The organism is Hornefia butyriciproducens (genome assembly GCF_009695915.1).
Taxonomy (GTDB): Bacteria; Bacillota; Clostridia; order Peptostreptococcales; family Anaerovoracaceae; genus Aminicella; species Aminicella butyriciproducens.
In genome coordinates this window covers 238,072-255,327 of the sequence record NZ_VUMZ01000002.1, presented here as the reverse complement: position 1 = coordinate 255,327, position 17,256 = coordinate 238,072, and the positions used below count along the sequence as shown (strand labels likewise).

General features: G+C 54.5%; 14 protein-coding genes and 1 pseudogene. 3 read left to right on the top strand and 12 right to left on the bottom strand.

Annotation, left to right across the window (positions count from 1 at the left end):
• From FYJ64_RS03480 to FYJ64_RS03470, 3 genes are all read right to left on the bottom strand, one after another.
• Entirely contained in the window at positions 1-1,737 is a 1,737-nt protein-coding gene (locus FYJ64_RS03480; protein ID WP_154573857.1) for a proline--tRNA ligase, read from the bottom strand.
• A gap of 11 nt (positions 1,738-1,748) precedes the next feature.
• The gene (ispF, locus tag FYJ64_RS03475) at positions 1,749-2,246 is read right to left on the bottom strand and encodes a 2-C-methyl-D-erythritol 2,4-cyclodiphosphate synthase (protein ID WP_154573856.1); all 498 of its coding nucleotides are present in this window, start codon (positions 2,244-2,246) and stop codon (positions 1,749-1,751) included.
• A gap of 79 nt (positions 2,247-2,325) precedes the next feature.
• Complete coding sequence (locus tag FYJ64_RS03470; protein ID WP_154573855.1) at positions 2,326-3,444, bottom strand: PIN/TRAM domain-containing protein; 1,119 nt, start codon at positions 3,442-3,444, stop codon at positions 2,326-2,328.
• A 255-nt stretch (positions 3,445-3,699) separates the two neighbouring features.
• Between FYJ64_RS03470 and FYJ64_RS03465 the strand changes: the two genes are divergently transcribed.
• Positions 3,700-4,377, top strand: a complete 678-nt coding sequence (locus FYJ64_RS03465; RefSeq protein WP_154573854.1) for a response regulator transcription factor — start codon at positions 3,700-3,702, stop codon at positions 4,375-4,377.
• Positions 4,367-5,881, top strand: a complete 1,515-nt coding sequence (locus FYJ64_RS03460) for a sensor histidine kinase (protein ID WP_154573853.1) — start codon at positions 4,367-4,369, stop codon at positions 5,879-5,881. Before FYJ64_RS03465 ends, FYJ64_RS03460 begins: the two co-directional genes overlap by 11 nt.
• 85 nt (positions 5,882-5,966) lie before the next feature.
• Here FYJ64_RS03460 and radA read toward each other — a convergent pair whose 3' ends face one another.
• The 9 genes and pseudogenes from radA to FYJ64_RS11860 all read right to left on the bottom strand — a co-directional run.
• Positions 5,967-7,352: a DNA repair protein RadA gene (gene radA, locus FYJ64_RS03455; RefSeq protein ID WP_154573852.1), complete on the bottom strand. Its 1,386-nt coding sequence runs from the start codon at positions 7,350-7,352 to the stop codon at positions 5,967-5,969.
• 101 nt (positions 7,353-7,453) lie between these two features.
• Positions 7,454-9,415, bottom strand: coding sequence for an elongation factor G (locus FYJ64_RS03450; protein WP_075712824.1), 1,962 nt, complete (start codon positions 9,413-9,415; stop codon positions 7,454-7,456).
• Between the two features lie 163 nt (positions 9,416-9,578).
• On the bottom strand, positions 9,579-9,704 hold the full coding sequence (locus tag FYJ64_RS11640; RefSeq protein WP_268891391.1) for a hypothetical protein: 126 nt from the start codon (positions 9,702-9,704) through the stop codon (positions 9,579-9,581).
• A 23-nt stretch (positions 9,705-9,727) separates the two neighbouring features.
• Positions 9,728-11,128 carry an asparagine--tRNA ligase gene (gene asnS / locus FYJ64_RS03445; protein ID WP_154573851.1) on the bottom strand — a complete coding sequence of 467 codons (1,401 nt, stop codon included), beginning with the start codon at positions 11,126-11,128 and terminating at the stop codon, positions 9,728-9,730.
• Positions 11,129-11,199: 71 nt separating this feature from the next.
• Positions 11,200-12,864 (bottom strand): glutamine--tRNA ligase/YqeY domain fusion protein, encoded by a 1,665-nt coding sequence (locus FYJ64_RS03440; RefSeq protein ID WP_154573850.1) that lies wholly within the window; start codon positions 12,862-12,864, stop codon positions 11,200-11,202.
• Positions 12,865-12,895: 31 nt separating this feature from the next.
• A complete protein-coding gene (locus FYJ64_RS03435; RefSeq protein ID WP_154573849.1) occupies positions 12,896-14,296 on the bottom strand; it encodes an LCP family protein in 1,401 nt (466 codons plus the stop codon).
• A gap of 174 nt (positions 14,297-14,470) precedes the next feature.
• A complete protein-coding gene (locus tag FYJ64_RS11315; protein WP_206045528.1) occupies positions 14,471-15,730 on the bottom strand; it encodes a CCA tRNA nucleotidyltransferase in 1,260 nt (419 codons plus the stop codon).
• A gap of 229 nt (positions 15,731-15,959) precedes the next feature.
• The gene (locus FYJ64_RS03425) at positions 15,960-16,472 is read right to left on the bottom strand and encodes a ferritin (protein ID WP_154573848.1); all 513 of its coding nucleotides are present in this window, start codon (positions 16,470-16,472) and stop codon (positions 15,960-15,962) included.
• A 265-nt stretch (positions 16,473-16,737) separates the two neighbouring features.
• Positions 16,738-16,983 (bottom strand): annotated as a pseudogene (locus FYJ64_RS11860) (transposase); the annotation flags it as partial.
• 77 nt (positions 16,984-17,060) lie between these two features.
• Between FYJ64_RS11860 and FYJ64_RS03415 the strand changes: the two are divergent.
• Positions 17,061-17,252, top strand: a complete 192-nt coding sequence (locus tag FYJ64_RS03415; RefSeq protein WP_154573847.1) for a hypothetical protein — start codon at positions 17,061-17,063, stop codon at positions 17,250-17,252.
• Positions 17,253-17,256: the final 4 nt, after the last annotated feature.

Below are 17,256 nucleotides of genomic sequence, written 5' to 3'. Positions count from 1 at the left end.
CTATCCTCTGCGCTCCGCATTAATCAGACCGACGGCTTCTGCAATCGCATCCTGTACAGTCAGTTCTCGCCGATCCTTCTCACGGCGCAGCTTGTATTCTACTTTTCCTTCTCCCGCCAGCTTTCCGACGGTAATGCGAACCGGGATTCCCATCAGATCCGCGTCCTTGAACTTGACTCCCGGACGTTCTCTGCGGTCATCCAGCAGCGTCTCCACGCCGGCCTGCTGCAGCTCCGCGTAAATCTGCTCTGCCACAGCCGTCTGCGTCTCGTCTGCAGGCTTCACCAAAGTAACGATCACGTGGTATGGTGCGACACTCACCGGCCAGATGATCCCGTCCTCATCATGATGCTGCTCCACAATCGCAGCCAGCGTTCTCGTCACGCCGATTCCGTAGCAGCCCATCACGACAGGCTTCTCCTTCTGGTTCTCATCAACGTATCTGGCGTTCATAGACTCTGAGTATTTGGTGCCCAGCTTGAAGATCTGGCCTACCTCGATTCCTCTCGTATGTCTGACGGGCGCGCCGCAGACCGGGCAGGGATCCCCCTCCTTCAGCGTCTTCAGATCTGTGACAATATCGCCGGTGTAATCTCTTCCGTAATTGACATTAATGTAGTGATGATCCTCCTCGCAGGCTCCGGCACAGAGGTTCTTCAGCCCAGGCAGCTCGCTGTCCACCACGACGGTACAGTCATGCAGTCCGATGGGGCCGGTGAATCCGCCGACACAGCCTGTCGCCGCACCCATCTTTTCTTCATCCGCAAACTCGATCTGATGCTCCGCAATGCCCAGAGCGTTGACAAGCTTGGTCATGTTCAGTTCCCGATCGCCCCGGACAAAGGCCGCCACGTATCCGTTTTCTTTGCCTTCTTCGTCGTATGTGACAAAGAGCAGTGCCTTGATAGTCTGCGCCTCATCCAGATTCAGATATCCTGCGACATCTTCAATGGTTTTTGTTCCCGGAGTCAGCTTTTTCTCAAGTGGCAGCGCATCCACGTCCGTCTGCGCCGGCGCATCCACGCACGCCGCCCGTTCTGTCGTCGCCGCCATCCCGCATTTGTCACAGTAAGCGATCTCACTCTCGCCGATCCCGGACAGAGCCGTAAACTCATGGGAATTGCTTCCGCCGATGGCACCGGTGTCCGCCTCTACCGGGCGGCAGTCCAGCCCGCACCGCTGAAAGATCCTGGTGTAGGCGTCGTACATCAGCCCATAGCTGCGGTCCAGTCCCTCCGCGTCCGTATCGAAGGAATAGCAGTCCTTCATGATAAATTCACGGCTGCGGATCAGTCCAAAGCGCGGTCTCGCCTCATCTCTGTATTTGGTCTGAATCTGATACAGCATCAGGGGCATCTGCCGATAGGAGGAGATGTCATTGCGGATCAGATCCGTGAAAACCTCCTCATGAGTCGGTCCAAGGCAGAAGTCTCTGCCATTGCGATCCTTAATTCTCCACAGCTCCGGTCCATACGCATTCCAGCGCCCGGACTCCTCCCAGAGTTCCGCCGGCTGAATCGCCGACATGCAGATCTCCTGCGCGCCGCTGGCGTCCATCTCTTCCCGGACGATCTGTTCGATTTTCCGAACCGAGCGCCAGCCCATATTCATAAAGCCGTAGACTCCGGACACCTGTTTCCGGATCATTCCGGAACGCAGAAGCAGAATGTGACTCGGAATTTCCGCCTCATTGGGAACCTCCCTCAGTGTCCTGAGATGCATTTGTGATAGTCTCATTTTTCCTCCAGTTATAACATCTTATATTCGTTTCTGTTCTTTTCTACAAGGAGACATACAGCCTCCGCGGCGATACCCTCGCCCCGGCCGGTGAATCCCAGTTTCTCCGTGGTCGTCGCCTTGACACTGATACGGTCCGTCGGAACGCCGATTGACGATGCGATGTTCCGTCTCATTTTCTCAATATAGTCCGCCAGCTTCGGCCGCTGGCAGATCACAGTGATGTCCGCATTTCCGAGTGCATATCCCTGAGCGTCTGCGAGAGCCGTTACCCGTTTCAGGAGTTCCAGACTGGAAATCCCTTCGTATTCCGGATCTGTATCCGGGAAGTGTTTCCCGATGTCACCCAGGGCCGCCGCTCCCAAGATAGCGTCCATCAATGCGTGAATCAGGACATCTGCGTCAGAATGTCCGGCAAGTCCCCATCCGCAGGGAATTTCCACGCCTCCCAGAATCAGCTTGCGATCTGCTGCGATTCCGTGGACGTCAAAGCCTGTTCCAATTCTCATCAGCGCCTCCATTTCTGCGTTTCCGCCGTACTGCGCCATGCGTTCCGAAGACCGGAGCGCCGTGTCTCCTACAGCCTCGTCAGCCGTTTTTCAGCCGGCCGAAGATCATTCTTCCTGCCGACGTCTGCAGCACGCTGGTCACACGGATCTTCGCCGTCTTGCCGATCATTCTCCGCCCGTCTTCCGCCACAATCATGGTACCGTCGTCCAGATAGCCGATTCCCTGATGGGGATCCTTGCCCTGCTTCACCAGATCCACGGTCATCTCCTCACCCGGCAGTACCACCGGCTTCAGACAGTTTGCAAGCTTGTTGATGTTCAGCACTCCCACATCGTTAATCGCCGCCACCTTATTCAGATTGTAATCGTTCGTCACGACCTTGCCGTTCATGATCTGCGCCAGTTTCAGCAGCTTCACGTCCACTTCCGGAATCTCCTTCAGCGACTTCTCACTGTCAGTGTTGTAGATTTCCACGCCGTACTCTGTCTGAATCTTCTTCAGGATATCCAGACCGCGTCTTCCCCGCACCCGTTTCAGCGAATCCGACGAGTCAGCGATATGGCGCAGCTCAACCAGAACGAATTCCGGAATCACGATGGGTCCCTCCAGGAATCCGGTGCTCAGAATGTCCGCGATCCGTCCGTCGATGATTACGCTGGTGTCCAGGATCTTGGGAATTTCCGTGTTTTTCTTCCGCCCCCGGCTCTGTTTGGCCGGCTGCTCCTGCTGCGTCCTGCGGGCAAGCAGCGCACCGTAATACATTTCCGATCCCTTGCTGGACGCGATTACCACGCCCAGGAACCCGAACACGCCGTAGGCGATGATCACAATCACTGCGTACACATATTTGTTAACGATAAAGGTGAACATCTGCGTCAGCAGAAAAGCGATCAGAAGCCCCATGATCAGACCGACGGCACCGGCGAAAATTCTGTTGCCGGAGACGTCCTGAAGGTCGTGCTCAATGTTGCTTGCGACTTTGCTTCCCTGCCGCCCGAAGGATGGCGCCAGCTTGAAGAATAAAAGGGCGAAAATAATGGCGAATACGACGGCGATACCGATCTGCTGCGTGTCCGTGAACATCCGGTCCACATTCTGACCCGTGCTGTTCATGGCATATTTAATCAAAGCGCAGACGGCATAGCCAAAAATGGCGCCGAACATCGTCACCAGTCCTCGAAACAATTTTTTCAGCATATCTCTTCCTCCTTTCCCCCCGATTTCGGTTCCCGCGACAGCAGAACACGCTCCAACCCGCTTTCTGCGCGCACAGTTTCCGATAATAGATAGTATAATCCATGCCACCCCGAAGCGTCAAGGGTGCGAAGCGGGTTCCGACTTTAAACTTCAGTCCTTTTATGATAGAATTATTATGAAGTATTCATCAGAAATACACACATGAAATATAGTATGAAGCAAAGAATGGTTTTGGAAGCAGGAGGAGGAACTCTTATGTATAAGCTACTTGTTGTAGACGACGAGCCGAAAATCCGTGAGGTGATCCGGGAATACGCTGAATTCAACGGTTACGAAGTCACCGAGGCGGCCGACGGAATGAGCGCGGTAGGGCTGGTCAAGCTCAACGACTACGATCTGGTCATACTCGACATCATGATGCCGAAGCTGGACGGATTCTCTGCGTGCAAGGAGATAAAAAAGATCAAGGACGTCCCCGTCATCATGCTCTCCGCGCGCGGTGAGGAGTACGACAAGCTCTTCGGCTTTGAACTGGGCATCGACGACTATGTGGTGAAGCCCTTCAGTCCCAAAGAGCTGATGGCGCGCATCAATGTGGTGCTGGCCCGCAGAAACGCGGCGCCTCAGACCAGAAGCGATGTACTGAAATTCGGCGGTCTGGAGATTAACATTGCAGCCCGCACAGTCTCCGTCGACGGTGAGCGTATCGACCTTACGCCCAAAGAGTACGACCTCCTCTTCTACCTGATCGAAAACCGCAACATCGCTCTGTCCAGAGACAAGCTGCTTTCCGACATCTGGGGATACGACTTTTTCGGCGACGACAGAACCATCGACACCCACATCAAGAACCTGCGGAACGCTCTGGGCCCCTACCGTGACTACATCGTCACCTTGAGAGGCGTCGGCTACAAATTTGAATATGACGAATAACCTTTTCAGAAAAAAATTCGATTTTAAAAGCATTAAATTCCGGCTGTGGATCGCCTTCATCGGTTTCGCACTGATTCTGATCCTGCTGATCTGGTGCCTGCAGATCTTCTTCCTGAACACCTACTACGCGGGAATGAAGAAGGCGCAGACCACTGAGATTTTCAGCGATATCCAAGAAACCTTTGTTGCGAGCGAATACGACTCCGCAACGCTGAAGAAAAAAATCGCCGTCGAATCGGCCAGCAATGACCTGTCGATCTACGTCATCGACCTCAGTAGCGGCGAGTTCCTGATCCAGCAGGATTCCGACGAGCAGAGCGAGGAAACCCCGGGGCTTTCCATGCGCTATTCCAAAGAACTTGCAGAGCTTAACACCCGGCTTTCCCACAGCCCGCTGGACAAAGCGACGCTGGAGGCGAGCTCCTCTCATTCTTCGAGGCGGCAGATCATCGGATACGCCAGTTATCTCAAGAATTCCGACGGAGAAAACGCATACGCCATGTATATTTTCGCGCCTCTGGTTCCGGTGAGATCCACTGTTTTGATCCTTCGCTCCCAGCTGATTTACATCACGATTATTTCCATCATCTTGGCACTGGCTTTGGCACTCTATCTCTCCAACCGCATCTCCCGCCCGATCAAGGCCATCACCAGTTCCGCAGCGAAGATGGGGAAGGGCGATTACAGCGTCAAATTCCGCGGCGGACAGTATTCTGAGATCAACGAGCTGGCTGAAACACTAACCCGTGCGGAGGGTGAACTGGAAAAAACCGATATGTATCAGAAGGACCTGATCGCCAACGTATCCCACGATCTGAGGACGCCGCTGACCATGATTAAATCCTACGCAGAGATGATCCGGGATCTGTCCGGAGACAATCCGCCCAAGAGAAACGCTCATCTCAGCGTCATCATTGAGGAGACCGACCGCCTGAACAATCTGGTCAACGATATGCTGAACCTGTCGCGGATGCAGTCGCGTAAGGTGGTCCTTGACATGAGTCACTTCGACCTGCAGGAAACAGCGGAATCTCTGGTAGCCTCCTACGATATTCTCCGGGAAAGCGAAGGCTATCACATACGGTTCAAGTGTGAAGGCGGTCCCTTCCTGATTCACGGCGACGAGGCCAAGATCAAGCAGGTCATCAACAACCTGGTAAACAACGCCATCAAATACTGTGGCAAAGACAAGGTCGTGCTGATCAAACTGCGCAGGAACGGAAAATACGCCCGCTTCTCCGTCACCGATCACGGGCAGGGCATCGCTCCCGATGAGCTTCCTCACGTATGGGAGCGCTACTACAAATCCAGCACCCACCACGTCCGTTCCACCGAGGGCAGCGGTCTGGGGCTCTCCATCGTCAAGGAGATTCTCGTCCTGCACAAAGCCCGATTCGATGTGGAATCGACACCGGGCAAAGGCAGTACCTTCTGGTTCGAACTGCCTCTGGACAAATCCAAACAGTCCGCTCCTGCAGGACCAACATTAAACGACCGGCGGTAAAACCGCCGGCCAGTCCGGAGCCGCGGGCGCGGCATACACCAAAGCAAGCGGCATGCTCCTGAAATTTCAGGACATGCCGTTTGCCTCATTCCCTGAACGCCTGAACCGCCTCAGACAGGGAACGGACGCCGGAGATCCGGCAGCGCCCGGCTTCTCCCCCCTTCATCCGTCCGGCGTTCCGGGCAGGCATAATAATCTGTTCGTAGCCCAGCCGATCAGCCTCCAATGCGATTTTCTCCGCGGCAGATACGGAACGCAGATCACCGGTCAGCCCCACCTCCCCGATGGCAACAGTTCTTCTGCGGCAGGTCACGCCACGCAGGGAGGAATATACCGCAAGAGCCACTCCGAGATCCACGGATGTACTGTCCGGCCTCAAACCGCCCACTACATTAACATATACGTCCTGGTCTATCATCCTGATTCCCAGCTTCTTTTCCAGTACCGCCAGAATCATAGAAAGCCGCTGATGATCAATTCCCACTGCCGTCCGCCGGGCAAAACCGATGTTTGCCGGCGTGGTCAGCGCCTGAATTTCCAGGAACACCGGGCGGCTCCCCTCGTAAACCGCCGTGACGACGGAACCCTCTGTCTTTTCCTCGGTGCTTTCCAGGAAGCTCCCGGACAGGTTCCGGATCTCCTGAAGGCCTTCCCCTTCCATTTGAAAAGCGCCGATTTCGCTGGTTGTACCGAATCGATTTTTGTAGGCTCTGAGGATGCGTACCTCATGATCCCGTTCTCCGGAAAAATTCAGAACGCAGTCCACCAGATGCTCTACGATTTTCGGCCCCGCCAGTTCGCCGCTCTTGGTGACATGGGCGACGATGAAGACCGGAATGTTGTCGCTTTTTCCCACCTTCATCAGCAGATTTCCGCAGGCCCGGACCTGGGAAACGCTGCCGGGTACAGAATCAAGTTCCTGAGTATACATGGTCTGAATAGAATCGATGATAAGAAATCCCGGCCGGACCTTTTCGCAGGCGGCAATGATATTTTCCATGTTCGTCTCCGCCAGCACCAGCAGCGAATCGCTCATCTGCGGGCAGACACGGTCCGCCCGCATTTTAATCTGTTCCTCTGACTCCTCTCCGGATACATACAGCACAGGCTCTCCCTTCTCTGCGATATTGGCCGCCGCCTGGATAATCAGAGTGGACTTTCCTATGCCGGGCTCACCGCTGATCAGTGTCAATGAACCCTTCACCAGTCCGCCTCCAAGAACCCGGTTCAGCTCGCCGATTCCGGTATCGACCCGATGATGATCCGCCGACCCAACCTTTGTCAGAGGAGAAGGCACCGCCATTCCTCCCGCACCGGAACTGCCCCTGCGCCGTGCATCCTTCTCCGGAACCTCCTGTATTTTCTCCTCCACCATGGAATCCCATGCACCGCAGATACACCTCCCCATCCATTTGGGGCTTTCGTAACCGCATTCCTGGCAAACAAATACCGTTTTCGCTTTTTTTGCCATATTGTCACTCTTCTCCCGTTAAAGCGCGCCCATAGCGCGCTAACCCAAAAGACAAGCATCGCGAAATGCTTGTCTCTGTTGGTTGCCTTTGTTATATCGGTTTATTTCTCATTCTCGGCCTGATGCTCTGCGATAATCTTTTCTGCAAGAGCCTTCGGCACCTCCTGATAACGGTCGAACTTCATCTCGAAGGTTCCTCTGCCCTGCGTCATGGAGCGCAGTCCCAGCGCATAGTCGAATAGCTCGGACTGAGGCGCCTCTGCCAGCAGTTTCTGTTCGCCGTTGCTCTGCGGTTCCATCCCCAGAATTTTTCCGCGCCGTTTGTTCATGTCGCCCATGACGTCGCCCATGTAGTCATCCGGAACATAGATGTCCAGGTGCATGATCGGCTCCAGCAGGCACGGATTTGCCTCGACGATGCCCTTCTTAAAGGCCAGCGCCGCCGCCAGCTTGAAGGAGACCTCGTTGGAATCCACTTCATGATACGAGCCGTCATACAGCACCGCCTTGATGTTCACGCATTTGCAGCCGGCGAGGGGACCCTTCTCCATGCATTCCTGCAGTCCCTTTTCGACGGCGGGAACGTAGTTCTTCGGCACCGAACCGCCGAACAGTTCCTCTGAAAATTCCAGACCCGGCTCCTGCGAGGGAGAGAACCGGATATGGACATCGCCGTACTGACCGGCTCCGCCGGACTGTTTTTTGTGCTTGCCCTGCACGTCGGAACTGCCCTTGATGGTCTCCCTGTATGCGATCTTCTGCGGAACGGTCCGGACGGAAACGCCGAAACGATCCTTCAGCTTGGCCATGATGATGTTCAGCTGCATATCGCCCTGTCCGCCCAGCAGCGTCTGATGGGTCTCAGGATTTCTTTCCACCACGAAGGAGGGGTCTTCCTCACGCAGTCTGGCGAGACCGGTGCCCATCTTCTCCTCGTCGTTCTTGTCCTCCGCCTCGATGGCGATGAAATATGTCGGCGACGGATAATCCAGCGGCAGGTAGCGGATGATGTCGCTCTTGTCACAAAGGGTATCGCCCGATTTAGTGTACTGCAGCTTGGCAACGGCACAGATGTCGCCCGCCTCCGCATAATTCAGCTCCGTCTGCTCTTTTCCTCTCAGGAAGAACAGCTTGCCCAATTTCTCGGATTTCCCCGCTCTCTCGTTATATACCTCGGTACCGGATTCCATCTTGCCCGTCACGACCTTCATAATTGAGATCTTGCCGACGAACGGGTCGACGATTGTCTTGAATACAAAGGCCGACATGGGCGCGTCGGTGACACACATTCTCTCCACCGGCTCGTTGTTGTCGTTAAAGCCTTTATACGCGCCGTGCTGAAGCGGCGTGGGAACGTAGGTCAGCAGCAGATCCAGAAGACCTTCAACGCCCTGTCCCAGTTCAAAGGCAGAGGAGCAGACCGGAACGATCACGCCTTCGGAAATGCCTTTGACCATGCCGTTCTTGATTTCCTCGTCTGTAAAGTCCTCACCTTCAAAATATTTCTCCATCAGTTCCTCGTCCGCCGAGGCGATGGCTTCCTTCAGATCTTCATCGATTTCCGCGGACAAAGGCCAGCTCAGCGGAATCAGCGCATCCCCGAACTTCTCCTTCAGTTCGCCGAAGGTCTTGTAGAAATCGAATTCGTCTTTATCTCTCTTGTTGATGACGATGAATCTCGGCGTACTGTAACGCTCGCATGCCTTCCATGCTGCTTCCGTACCCACCTGGATTCCGGAGCCCGCGTCCACCATGATTACAGCGGCTTCCGCAGCTCTCAGCGCCGCATTGACTTCGCCGATGAAGTCGAAATATCCCGGCGTATCTATGAAATTGATCTTGCTGCCCTTCCACTCGATCGGAACGACCGAGGTGTTGATGGAAAAGCCCTTCTCGACTTCCATCTTGTCATAGTCGGATACAGTGTTCCCGTCCTCGACCTTGCCGAGCTTCTTGATGACTCCCGTCTCATAAAGCGCAGCTTCCAGGAAAGTGGTTTTCCCGCATCCGCCGTGACCCAGCAGGGCGACGTTTCTAATGGTTTCGCTCGTATAGCCTTTCATATAAGACCTCCTCGTACATATTATTCGGCGGGGCTCCCGCCGTTTCAGTCAACAAAAATATTCTAACATAAATGTGTCCTCTGTACAATGGCTTTTTGAATAGTCAGATATTCCGGGTCGTATCAAGTGCTCCACGAATTTTCTGCTCACGCAGTACCGATGATCAAAGCTGTGAAAGCGGGAAGGGAATTCCGATCAGCGGCAGTATGACTAAATATGGCGTAAACTTAAAGAGGCGCTGCATCGGGCGATTATTCATCGTTCGTGCAGCAGCCTCTTTTTTCTTCAATATCACGCCGGTTCTGCCTTCGTCTAGAATTCTGCCGTCTTGGGCGTCCTCGGGAACGGGAGCACGTCGCGGATGTTGCTCATTCCCGTAATGTACATGATAATCCGCTCGAAGCCCAGACCGTAGCCGGCGTGCTTAACGCCGCCGTATTTCCTCAGTTCCAGATACCACCAGTAATCCTTCTCGCTGAGTCCCAGCTCTTTCATCCTCGCCTGCAGCACATCCAGCCTCTCCTCACGCTGAGAGCCGCCGATAATCTCACCGACGCCCGGCACAAGCATATCGCATGCGGCGACCGTCTTTCCGTCGTCATTCAGACGCATGTAAAACGCCTTGATGTCCTTCGGATAATCTGTAACAAAGATAGGCTTTTTGAAAACGGTCTCCGTCAGGTAGCGCTCATGCTCCGTCTGCAGATCGATCCCCCACTCCACCGGATACTGGAATTTCTCACCGCAGCTCTGAAGGATTTCCACTGCCCTGGTGTAAGTGACCCTCTCAAACTCTGAGCCGGCCACGTGCTGAAGGCGATCCAGCAGGCCTTTGTCAATAAAGCGGTTGAAGAAGTCCATCTCGGCCGGAGCATGCTCCAGCACATAATTGATGATGTATTTCACCATATCCTCCGCCAGCGCCATATCGTCCGCCAGGTCTGCGAAGGCAATCTCCGGCTCGATCATCCAGAACTCGGAGGCGTGACGGGCCGTGTTGGAATTTTCAGCGCGGAAGGTCGGACCGAAGGTATAGACGTTGCGGAACGCCAGAGCGAAGATCTCCGCCTCCAGCTGACCGCTGACCGTCAGGTTGCACTCCTTGCCGAAAAAGTCTTTTGTATAGTCGATGCTCCCGTCCTCTGTCCGGGGCAGGTCGTTCAGATCCAGCGTGGTGAGCTGGAACATCTCGCCGGCACCCTCCGCATCGCTTCCGGTGATAATCGGCGTGTGGACGTATACAAACCCTCTCTCCTGGAAGAACTGATGAATTGCGTAGGCGACCAGGGAACGCACGCGGAAGACCGCCTGAAAGGTATTGGCTCTCGGCCGCAGATGAGCGATCTCCCGGAGAAATTCCATGGAATGTCTTTTGTTCTGCAAAGGATAATCCGCAGCGGAATCCGCCTCAATCGTAACCTCCTCCGCATGAATCTCGAAGGGCTGCTTGGCCTGCGGCGTCAACAGGAGACGTCCCTTCACCAGAATCCCGGCGGAGAGAGGCGCCCTGGCGATCTCTTCGAAATTGCCGAGCTCCTCCGCCTCATAGACGATCTGAACCGGGCTGAAGCAGGTTCCGTCATTCAGGGCGATGAACCCGAACCGGTTGGAGCTGCGGTTCTGGCGTACCCAGCCTCTCACCGTGACCTCCCGGTCCGCATACTGTTCAGCATGCTGCTGAAGCTCTTTCAACTCAATATCTCTGATTTCCATTTCCGGATCTTCCTCCTCACATTGTCAAATACAAATTGCGTGTTTCAGTAGTTTCCTGTCCTTATCAGTTTTTATCTGTTATTCTTCGGCTTGAAGGAACTCTTCAGGTCAACGATCCGATTGAAGACCTTCTCCCTGTCGTTCGTCAGTTTTTCATCCGCGATGTAGTACCCGTGGCGGAAGAACTGGAACCGCTCGCCGGGCTTTGCCTCTGCAAGGGACGGTTCCGCATAGCATATCTTCTCTTCCACCGAGTCGGGGTTCAGGACCTGCTCGCCCTGTTCATTTTCAACATACAGGTAATTGTAGTTCCGTACCCGGACGGGCACTGCCGTGGCGGCGTCCACAAAGTGAATCGTCCCCTTTACTTTCCGCCCCTCGAATCCGTTTCCCGAGCGGGTCTGCGGATCGTATGTGCAGTGCAGCTCCTTTATGGTCCCGTCGGGATTCTTAATGACGTCCTCACACTTGATGAAATAGGCGCCCTTCACCCGGACTTCATTTCCGGGGAAAAGGCGGAAATATTTCTTTACCGGGACCTCCATAAAGTCCGCTCCGTCGATGTATATCTCCCTGGAGAAGGGAATCTCACGGTTTCCCATCTCAGGCACGTTTCTATTGTTCTCCACCTCGACCATTTCCGTTCTGCCCTCCGGGTAGTTTGTGATGACCACCTTAATGGGGTCTTCAACTACATTCCGGTTTTCTACTTTGTCCTTCAGGTCATCTCTGACAAAGTGCTCCAGCATGGCAATATCAATCGTGCTGTTGCTTTTGGCCACGCCGATCTCCTCGCAGAAGGTCCGGATAGCCTGCGGCGTATAGCCCCTCCGCCTGAGACCCGCGATCGTCGGCATCCGGGGATCGTCCCATCCCTCCACAGTGCCGTCATCCACCAGGGCCTTCAGCAGGCGCTTGCTCATCACTGTATTGGTCAGATTCAGTCTGGCGAATTCAATCTGCTTCGGCGGATGGGGCCAGAATCCGACGTTTTTCAGGACCCAGTCGTAGAGCGGCCTGTGATCCTCAAATTCCAGGGTGCAGATGGAGTGGGTGATTCCTTCGATAGCGTCCTCGATGGGATGTGCGAAATCGTACATGGGATAAATGCACCATTTATCTCCGGTGTTATGATGATGCGTATGGGCGATTCTGTAAATGACGGGATCCCTCATATTGATGTTAGGCGATGCCATATCGATTTTCGCCCGCAGAACCCGTTCGCCGTCGGCGAATTCTCCGGCGCGCATACGCTCAAACAGAGCCGCCGCCTCTTCAGCGCTCTGGCTCCTGCATGGGCTCTCCTTTCCGGGCTCCTTCAGCGTTCCCCGATATTCCCGGATCTGGTCGGGACTCAGGTCGTCAACATAAGCCAGACCCTTGCGGATCAGCTCCATCGCCGCCTCATACATGGTGTCGAAATAATCCGAGGCCCACAGGCGTTTATCCCACGTGAACCCGAGCCACTTCACATCTTCCTCGATGGAGTCCACGTACTCCATGTCCTCCTTCACCGGATTAGTATCGTCGTACCGGAGATTCGTCCTGCCTCCGTACTTCTGTGCGGTGGTAAAGTTCAGACAGATGGATTTGGCGTGGCCGATATGAAGGTAGCCGTTGGGTTCCGGCGGAAAACGGGTATACACCTCTCCGCCGTAGGTGCCTTCCTCAATATCCTTCTCAATAATCTGATGGATGAAATTCAAAGACCTGTTTTCATTTGTTTTCTCGCTCATTTTCTTCTCCGTTCAGTTAGTTGTCTGCAGGCTAATTGTTGCCGTAAGCGATGCCCGTCTGGGAAACTATCTCATCGCTGATCGCACGGCAGGTCGCAGTCGGAACGTAGTCCGTCTGTCCGAAGGCCTGCCGGTGCAGTCTCTTGACGTTGGTATTCAGCGTCGTCGGAATCGCATACCAGACACCGTTTACGATGCCGCCGTAATAACTCTTCGGCCAGCTGATGCTCTTCTGCATGTCCATCATGGGAGCTCGCAGCATCAGCGTCGCCAGCTGCGTCTGCGTCATGTTCGTCCGAATCTCCGGCATTACTTCCTTTGAAAGCGTTGAAAGCTTTGTCGGCGAAGAGGCGGCCTTCTTCATCACTGCGCTCATGATCTTTTTGTATCTCTGCGCGCGCCCCGTATCGCCTCCTGAAGTCTTACGGATCCGGCAGTAGGTTGTCGCCTGCACGCCGTCCAGCGTCTGCACGCCGGTATGGGTGATCTTATGATATTTACTTCCTACGTTACGTCCCGTCTCGGGTCCCCATTTGTTGAGATCTGCGATCTCATTCCTTTTTACGTCCACCTCTATGCCGCCCAGGGTGTCCACTGTGTCTGCGACGGCCTGCCAGTTGAACACTACATATTCCCGGATATTCAGATCCAGGTTCCGGTTCAGGGAGCTGATGGTGTCCACTCCTCCTCCGTATGCGTGTGCGTGCGTCACCTTATCAAGCATCAGGTTGCCGCTTCCGTCACGGATCTTCAGATAGGAGTCCCTCATCACGGAAATCATGTGCGTTTCCCCGGTGGTTCTCTTGATACTGAGGATGATAATGGCGTCTGTGCGGCTTCCCGTGTAGCTTTCCCCTCTCCTGGCGTCCGAACCAAGGATAGCAATGTTGCGGTATCCTTTCAGATCTGAAGCAACCTGGTCGTTAATCGCGAAATTCTTTCCGCTGGTATCAACGCGATCCAGATTCTTTGTCAGCGAAAGTATATATGCGAATAAAGCGACTGCCAAAATCAGTGCCAGAATAATAAGGTTACGGATCAGCCGGCCCAGATGGAAACGATGTCGTTTCCGTTGCCGCGGCGCTTTAGGCTGCTTCCGGCTTCCCCGCCCAGCGCGGCGGGATACTCCGTGTTTCCCCTGCCGGGATTCTCCCCGGGCCGCCAGATAATCCTCATACGAATAACCCTGCTCCTGATAGCGAGCCGGGTCACCCTGGGAATTCCGCGAATCGTAATATCCCTCATCATAACTATAGTTCCGCTGACTTTCCGCCCGGCGCGAGGTCCTCTGCCGCCCGTGCCTTCCCCCTTTTTCTGCACGGGCCTGACGCTCATATTCTTCTGCCCGGCGGGCATATTCCGGATTCTCATATTTCCGGATCAGCTCCGGACTATAGTGTGCGTTATCTAAATCCCTTGTTTTTCTGCTCATAACTAAATTATAATACCATACAGGGGTTGCATTTGCAAATATTACAGAAGGGAAAAAACAGCCGGAAAAGCCACTTCAGAAAACGCGTCCTCGCGTCATAGTAAAGCGAAAAATCGCGGCGAAGCAAATGCTCCCGAGGCACTCATACAGGGCGGTCAACTTGCCCGACACTGTTCACCCTTCATTGGTCCAGGCCGCATTCCGGCGCAGCAGCAGCTCTCGCTCATTGGGAAGTTCCTCTTCGATCACCGCATCCAGCAGACGGTTCAATCGTTTTCCCACCTTCGGTCCCGGCGGAAGTCCCAGGTCTCGGCCTGTCACTGCAAGCTGTCTGAGACTGAAACAGTCACCGTCTGTCAGAATCCTTTCCAGCAGCGCCGTATCGTCTCCCCGGATTTCCAGTGCGCCCCGGACCGCATCCTCGCCAAACATGCGAAGCAGATGTCGGAGCTGTACGCGTGCGGGCTCCGTGCCTTCACCGCTCCGGTTCTCTTTTTTGTACAAAGGCACCGCCCGGCCGGCGCCTCCTGCGCCGTCTATGCTGTTTTCTTTGTCGCCTGCAGTTCCATCTGCGCTGTTTTCTTTGTAACCGCCGGAGAAATCCCCCAGAGCCAGAAGCGCGTTCCGGATATCACTCACAAGGCGAACCGTCCGGTTATCATATTTCAGACGCCTCGGATCCACATCCGTCATAGACGCCAGCCGCACAGGAACCGAAGCCGGCAGCCGGTCCAGATCATTCACCGCCGGAATCCGCAGCCCCGTCGCCCGGCTCAGCACGCCACGATACCGGGTCAGAATCAGATCCGCGCACTGACCCAGAATCAGCTTGCTGAACTCCACGTTAATACGTTCCACAGCCACCAGCCGGACGCGATCAGCCAGATCGTACATTGACGATTCTGTGCTTTGTTCAATGGAAAACCCCAGTACCGACGCGAAACGCAGCGCGCGCAGAATCCGCAGAGCATCCTCGCTGAAACGCCGCTCCGGCGCCCCGACACACCGGATTACCCCGTTCCGCAGATCGGCTCTGCCGCCGCAGGGATCCTGCAGACCGATCTCTTCATTATAGGCCATCGCGTTGATGGCGAAATCCCGGCGCGCCAGGTCCTCCTCCAGACTGCGAGTGAACCGGACACTGTCGGGATGCCGCCCGTCGGAATAGGTTCCATCGACACGATAGGTTGTCACCTCCACGGGCTCATGCTCCACGATCACACTGACAGTGCCGTGCTGAATGCCAGTGTCCGCCGTATGAGGAAAGCACGCCTTCACCTCCTCCGGATACGCCGATGTCGTGATATCCCAGTCAGCGGGAGTTTTGTTCAGGAGGCTGTCTCTCACGCATCCTCCTACAACAAAGGCTTCATAGCCGTGCTCGCAGAGCGTCCGCAGAACATAATTCACTTTTTCCGGTATCTGAATTTTCATGGCTCTCCTGATATTTCCGCCGTGGTTCCGCACCATCCCGTATCCGGGCATCTCGAGGACAAACGATCCGGAAGCCGCCGCGGACTCTCTAAAAATGCCGTCCCGTGCGGGACGGCAAACTCGTTGTTCGAAACTGCCGCAGACCTCCGTGCGGCGTCCATGACGCAGACGGTTGCCTGCCCCGGCGCCGTGAATCACGACGACCAGTCGGTTAAGTCAATTGCGGTTCTTACAAAACCAGTGACGGCGCGGCGTAAACTCTGCCGGCCAGTTCCTGATCCAGCATATACAGCCCTTTGGCGTCTGTACCGAACATTTCCATCTTCTTGATGAGATTGCTGGCGTTATCTTCCTCTTCAACCTGCTCCTTGACAAACCAGTCCAGGAACTGCATGGTACGGAAATCGCGAACATCGTAGGCCGCACTGTAGATATTGTTAATCAGTCCCGTCACATACTGCTCGTGCTTATACGCCTCCTGGAGCGGATCCATATGGTTATTCAGCTCTGCCACCGGCTTGTCAATCGCTTCCAGCACGATGGACTCCCCGTTCATCTGCAAATACCGGAGCATCAGCATCGCATGGTCACGCTCCTCCTGCGCCTGAACTGTATACCAGTTGTTGAATCCGCTCAGTCCCTCATCCTCATAATAGTTCGCAAACATCAGATAAAGGTAAGCGGAATAAAATTCCTTGTTGATCTGTGTGTTCAAAAGTTCTTTCACGTTCTTATCAAGCATATTCTGCACCTCCTGCCATCGCTTTAACTTCCTTTAATGGTATCACAAAATGCTTTGTGCGTCCATAGGAAAGAATCGAAGGCGGCATTCCATCACCCATAATTCAATTCGATGTTACGTCTCAGAGCAAAAGTGTTTAAACTGTCCTTAGAAGGTGATACGCTCCCCGCAGACCCGGATCATATCAGCCCGGCGAAGCCTCTGTTTTCTCCGACGGAGAGTCAAATCCAAATTTGTGTGTAAATTGCCTTTAGGTTCATTCTGGTCAGGCAACCTGTAAGAGGGAGGCCTGTTCCTCCGCAATCAGGTGGAGCCTGTTCCTTACATCTGATACAAGAAGTTTGCTGTATGTCTCCTTACTGAAGATGGACCTTCCAGCCTGACAGATACTGTTCTGCTCCAGCAGGACGGATCCAATCAGCCGGACCAGTGAGGCATCATTCGGAAAGATCCCGATGGCTTTCGATCGCCGCTTCAGTTCCCGGTTCAGCCGCTCGATGTGGTTTGATGTGCGTAAGAACCGCCGCATCCCCCAATCGGATTTTTTACAAAGTCAGCATTGATTTATGACATGATGGGGGGGTATCTATGAAACAAAAATTTCCTGCAGCATCAGCCGGGAACCGTCTGCGCCGGATTCTGCCCGTTCTGGCGCTCTGTGCTATGGTCTTTTTCTTCACTGCCTGCGGTGCTAAGTATGCGGACAGTGAATACCTCGGCACATGGAAGGCCACCACAGCGACGATGAGCGGCATCACTCTCGTATTCGAGCAGCAATAGCACA

What these genes read in the sequence shown, in the direction of transcription:
- FYJ64_RS11315 (WP_206045528.1), bottom strand. Translation starts at nt 15,730, where the DNA reads ATGAAAATTCAGATACCGGAAAAAGTGAATTATGTTCTGCGGACGCTC.
- FYJ64_RS03450 (WP_075712824.1), bottom strand. Translation starts at nt 9,415, where the DNA reads ATGAAAGGCTATACGAGCGAAACCATTAGAAACGTCGCCCTGCTGGGT.
- ispF (WP_154573856.1), bottom strand. Translation starts at nt 2,246, where the DNA reads ATGAGAATTGGAACAGGCTTTGACGTCCACGGAATCGCAGCAGATCGC.
- FYJ64_RS03415 (WP_154573847.1), top strand. Translation starts at nt 17,061, where the DNA reads ATGAAACAAAAATTTCCTGCAGCATCAGCCGGGAACCGTCTGCGCCGG.
- FYJ64_RS03465 (WP_154573854.1), top strand. Translation starts at nt 3,700, where the DNA reads ATGTATAAGCTACTTGTTGTAGACGACGAGCCGAAAATCCGTGAGGTG.
- FYJ64_RS03480 (WP_154573857.1), bottom strand. Translation starts at nt 1,737, where the DNA reads ATGAGACTATCACAAATGCATCTCAGGACACTGAGGGAGGTTCCCAAT.
- FYJ64_RS03470 (WP_154573855.1), bottom strand. Translation starts at nt 3,444, where the DNA reads ATGCTGAAAAAATTGTTTCGAGGACTGGTGACGATGTTCGGCGCCATT.
- FYJ64_RS03435 (WP_154573849.1), bottom strand. Translation starts at nt 14,296, where the DNA reads ATGAGCAGAAAAACAAGGGATTTAGATAACGCACACTATAGTCCGGAG.
- FYJ64_RS03460 (WP_154573853.1), top strand. Translation starts at nt 4,367, where the DNA reads ATGACGAATAACCTTTTCAGAAAAAAATTCGATTTTAAAAGCATTAAA.
- FYJ64_RS03440 (WP_154573850.1), bottom strand. Translation starts at nt 12,864, where the DNA reads ATGAGCGAGAAAACAAATGAAAACAGGTCTTTGAATTTCATCCATCAG.
- radA (WP_154573852.1), bottom strand. Translation starts at nt 7,352, where the DNA reads ATGGCAAAAAAAGCGAAAACGGTATTTGTTTGCCAGGAATGCGGTTAC.
- asnS (WP_154573851.1), bottom strand. Translation starts at nt 11,128, where the DNA reads ATGGAAATCAGAGATATTGAGTTGAAAGAGCTTCAGCAGCATGCTGAA.
- FYJ64_RS03425 (WP_154573848.1), bottom strand. Translation starts at nt 16,472, where the DNA reads ATGCTTGATAAGAACGTGAAAGAACTTTTGAACACACAGATCAACAAG.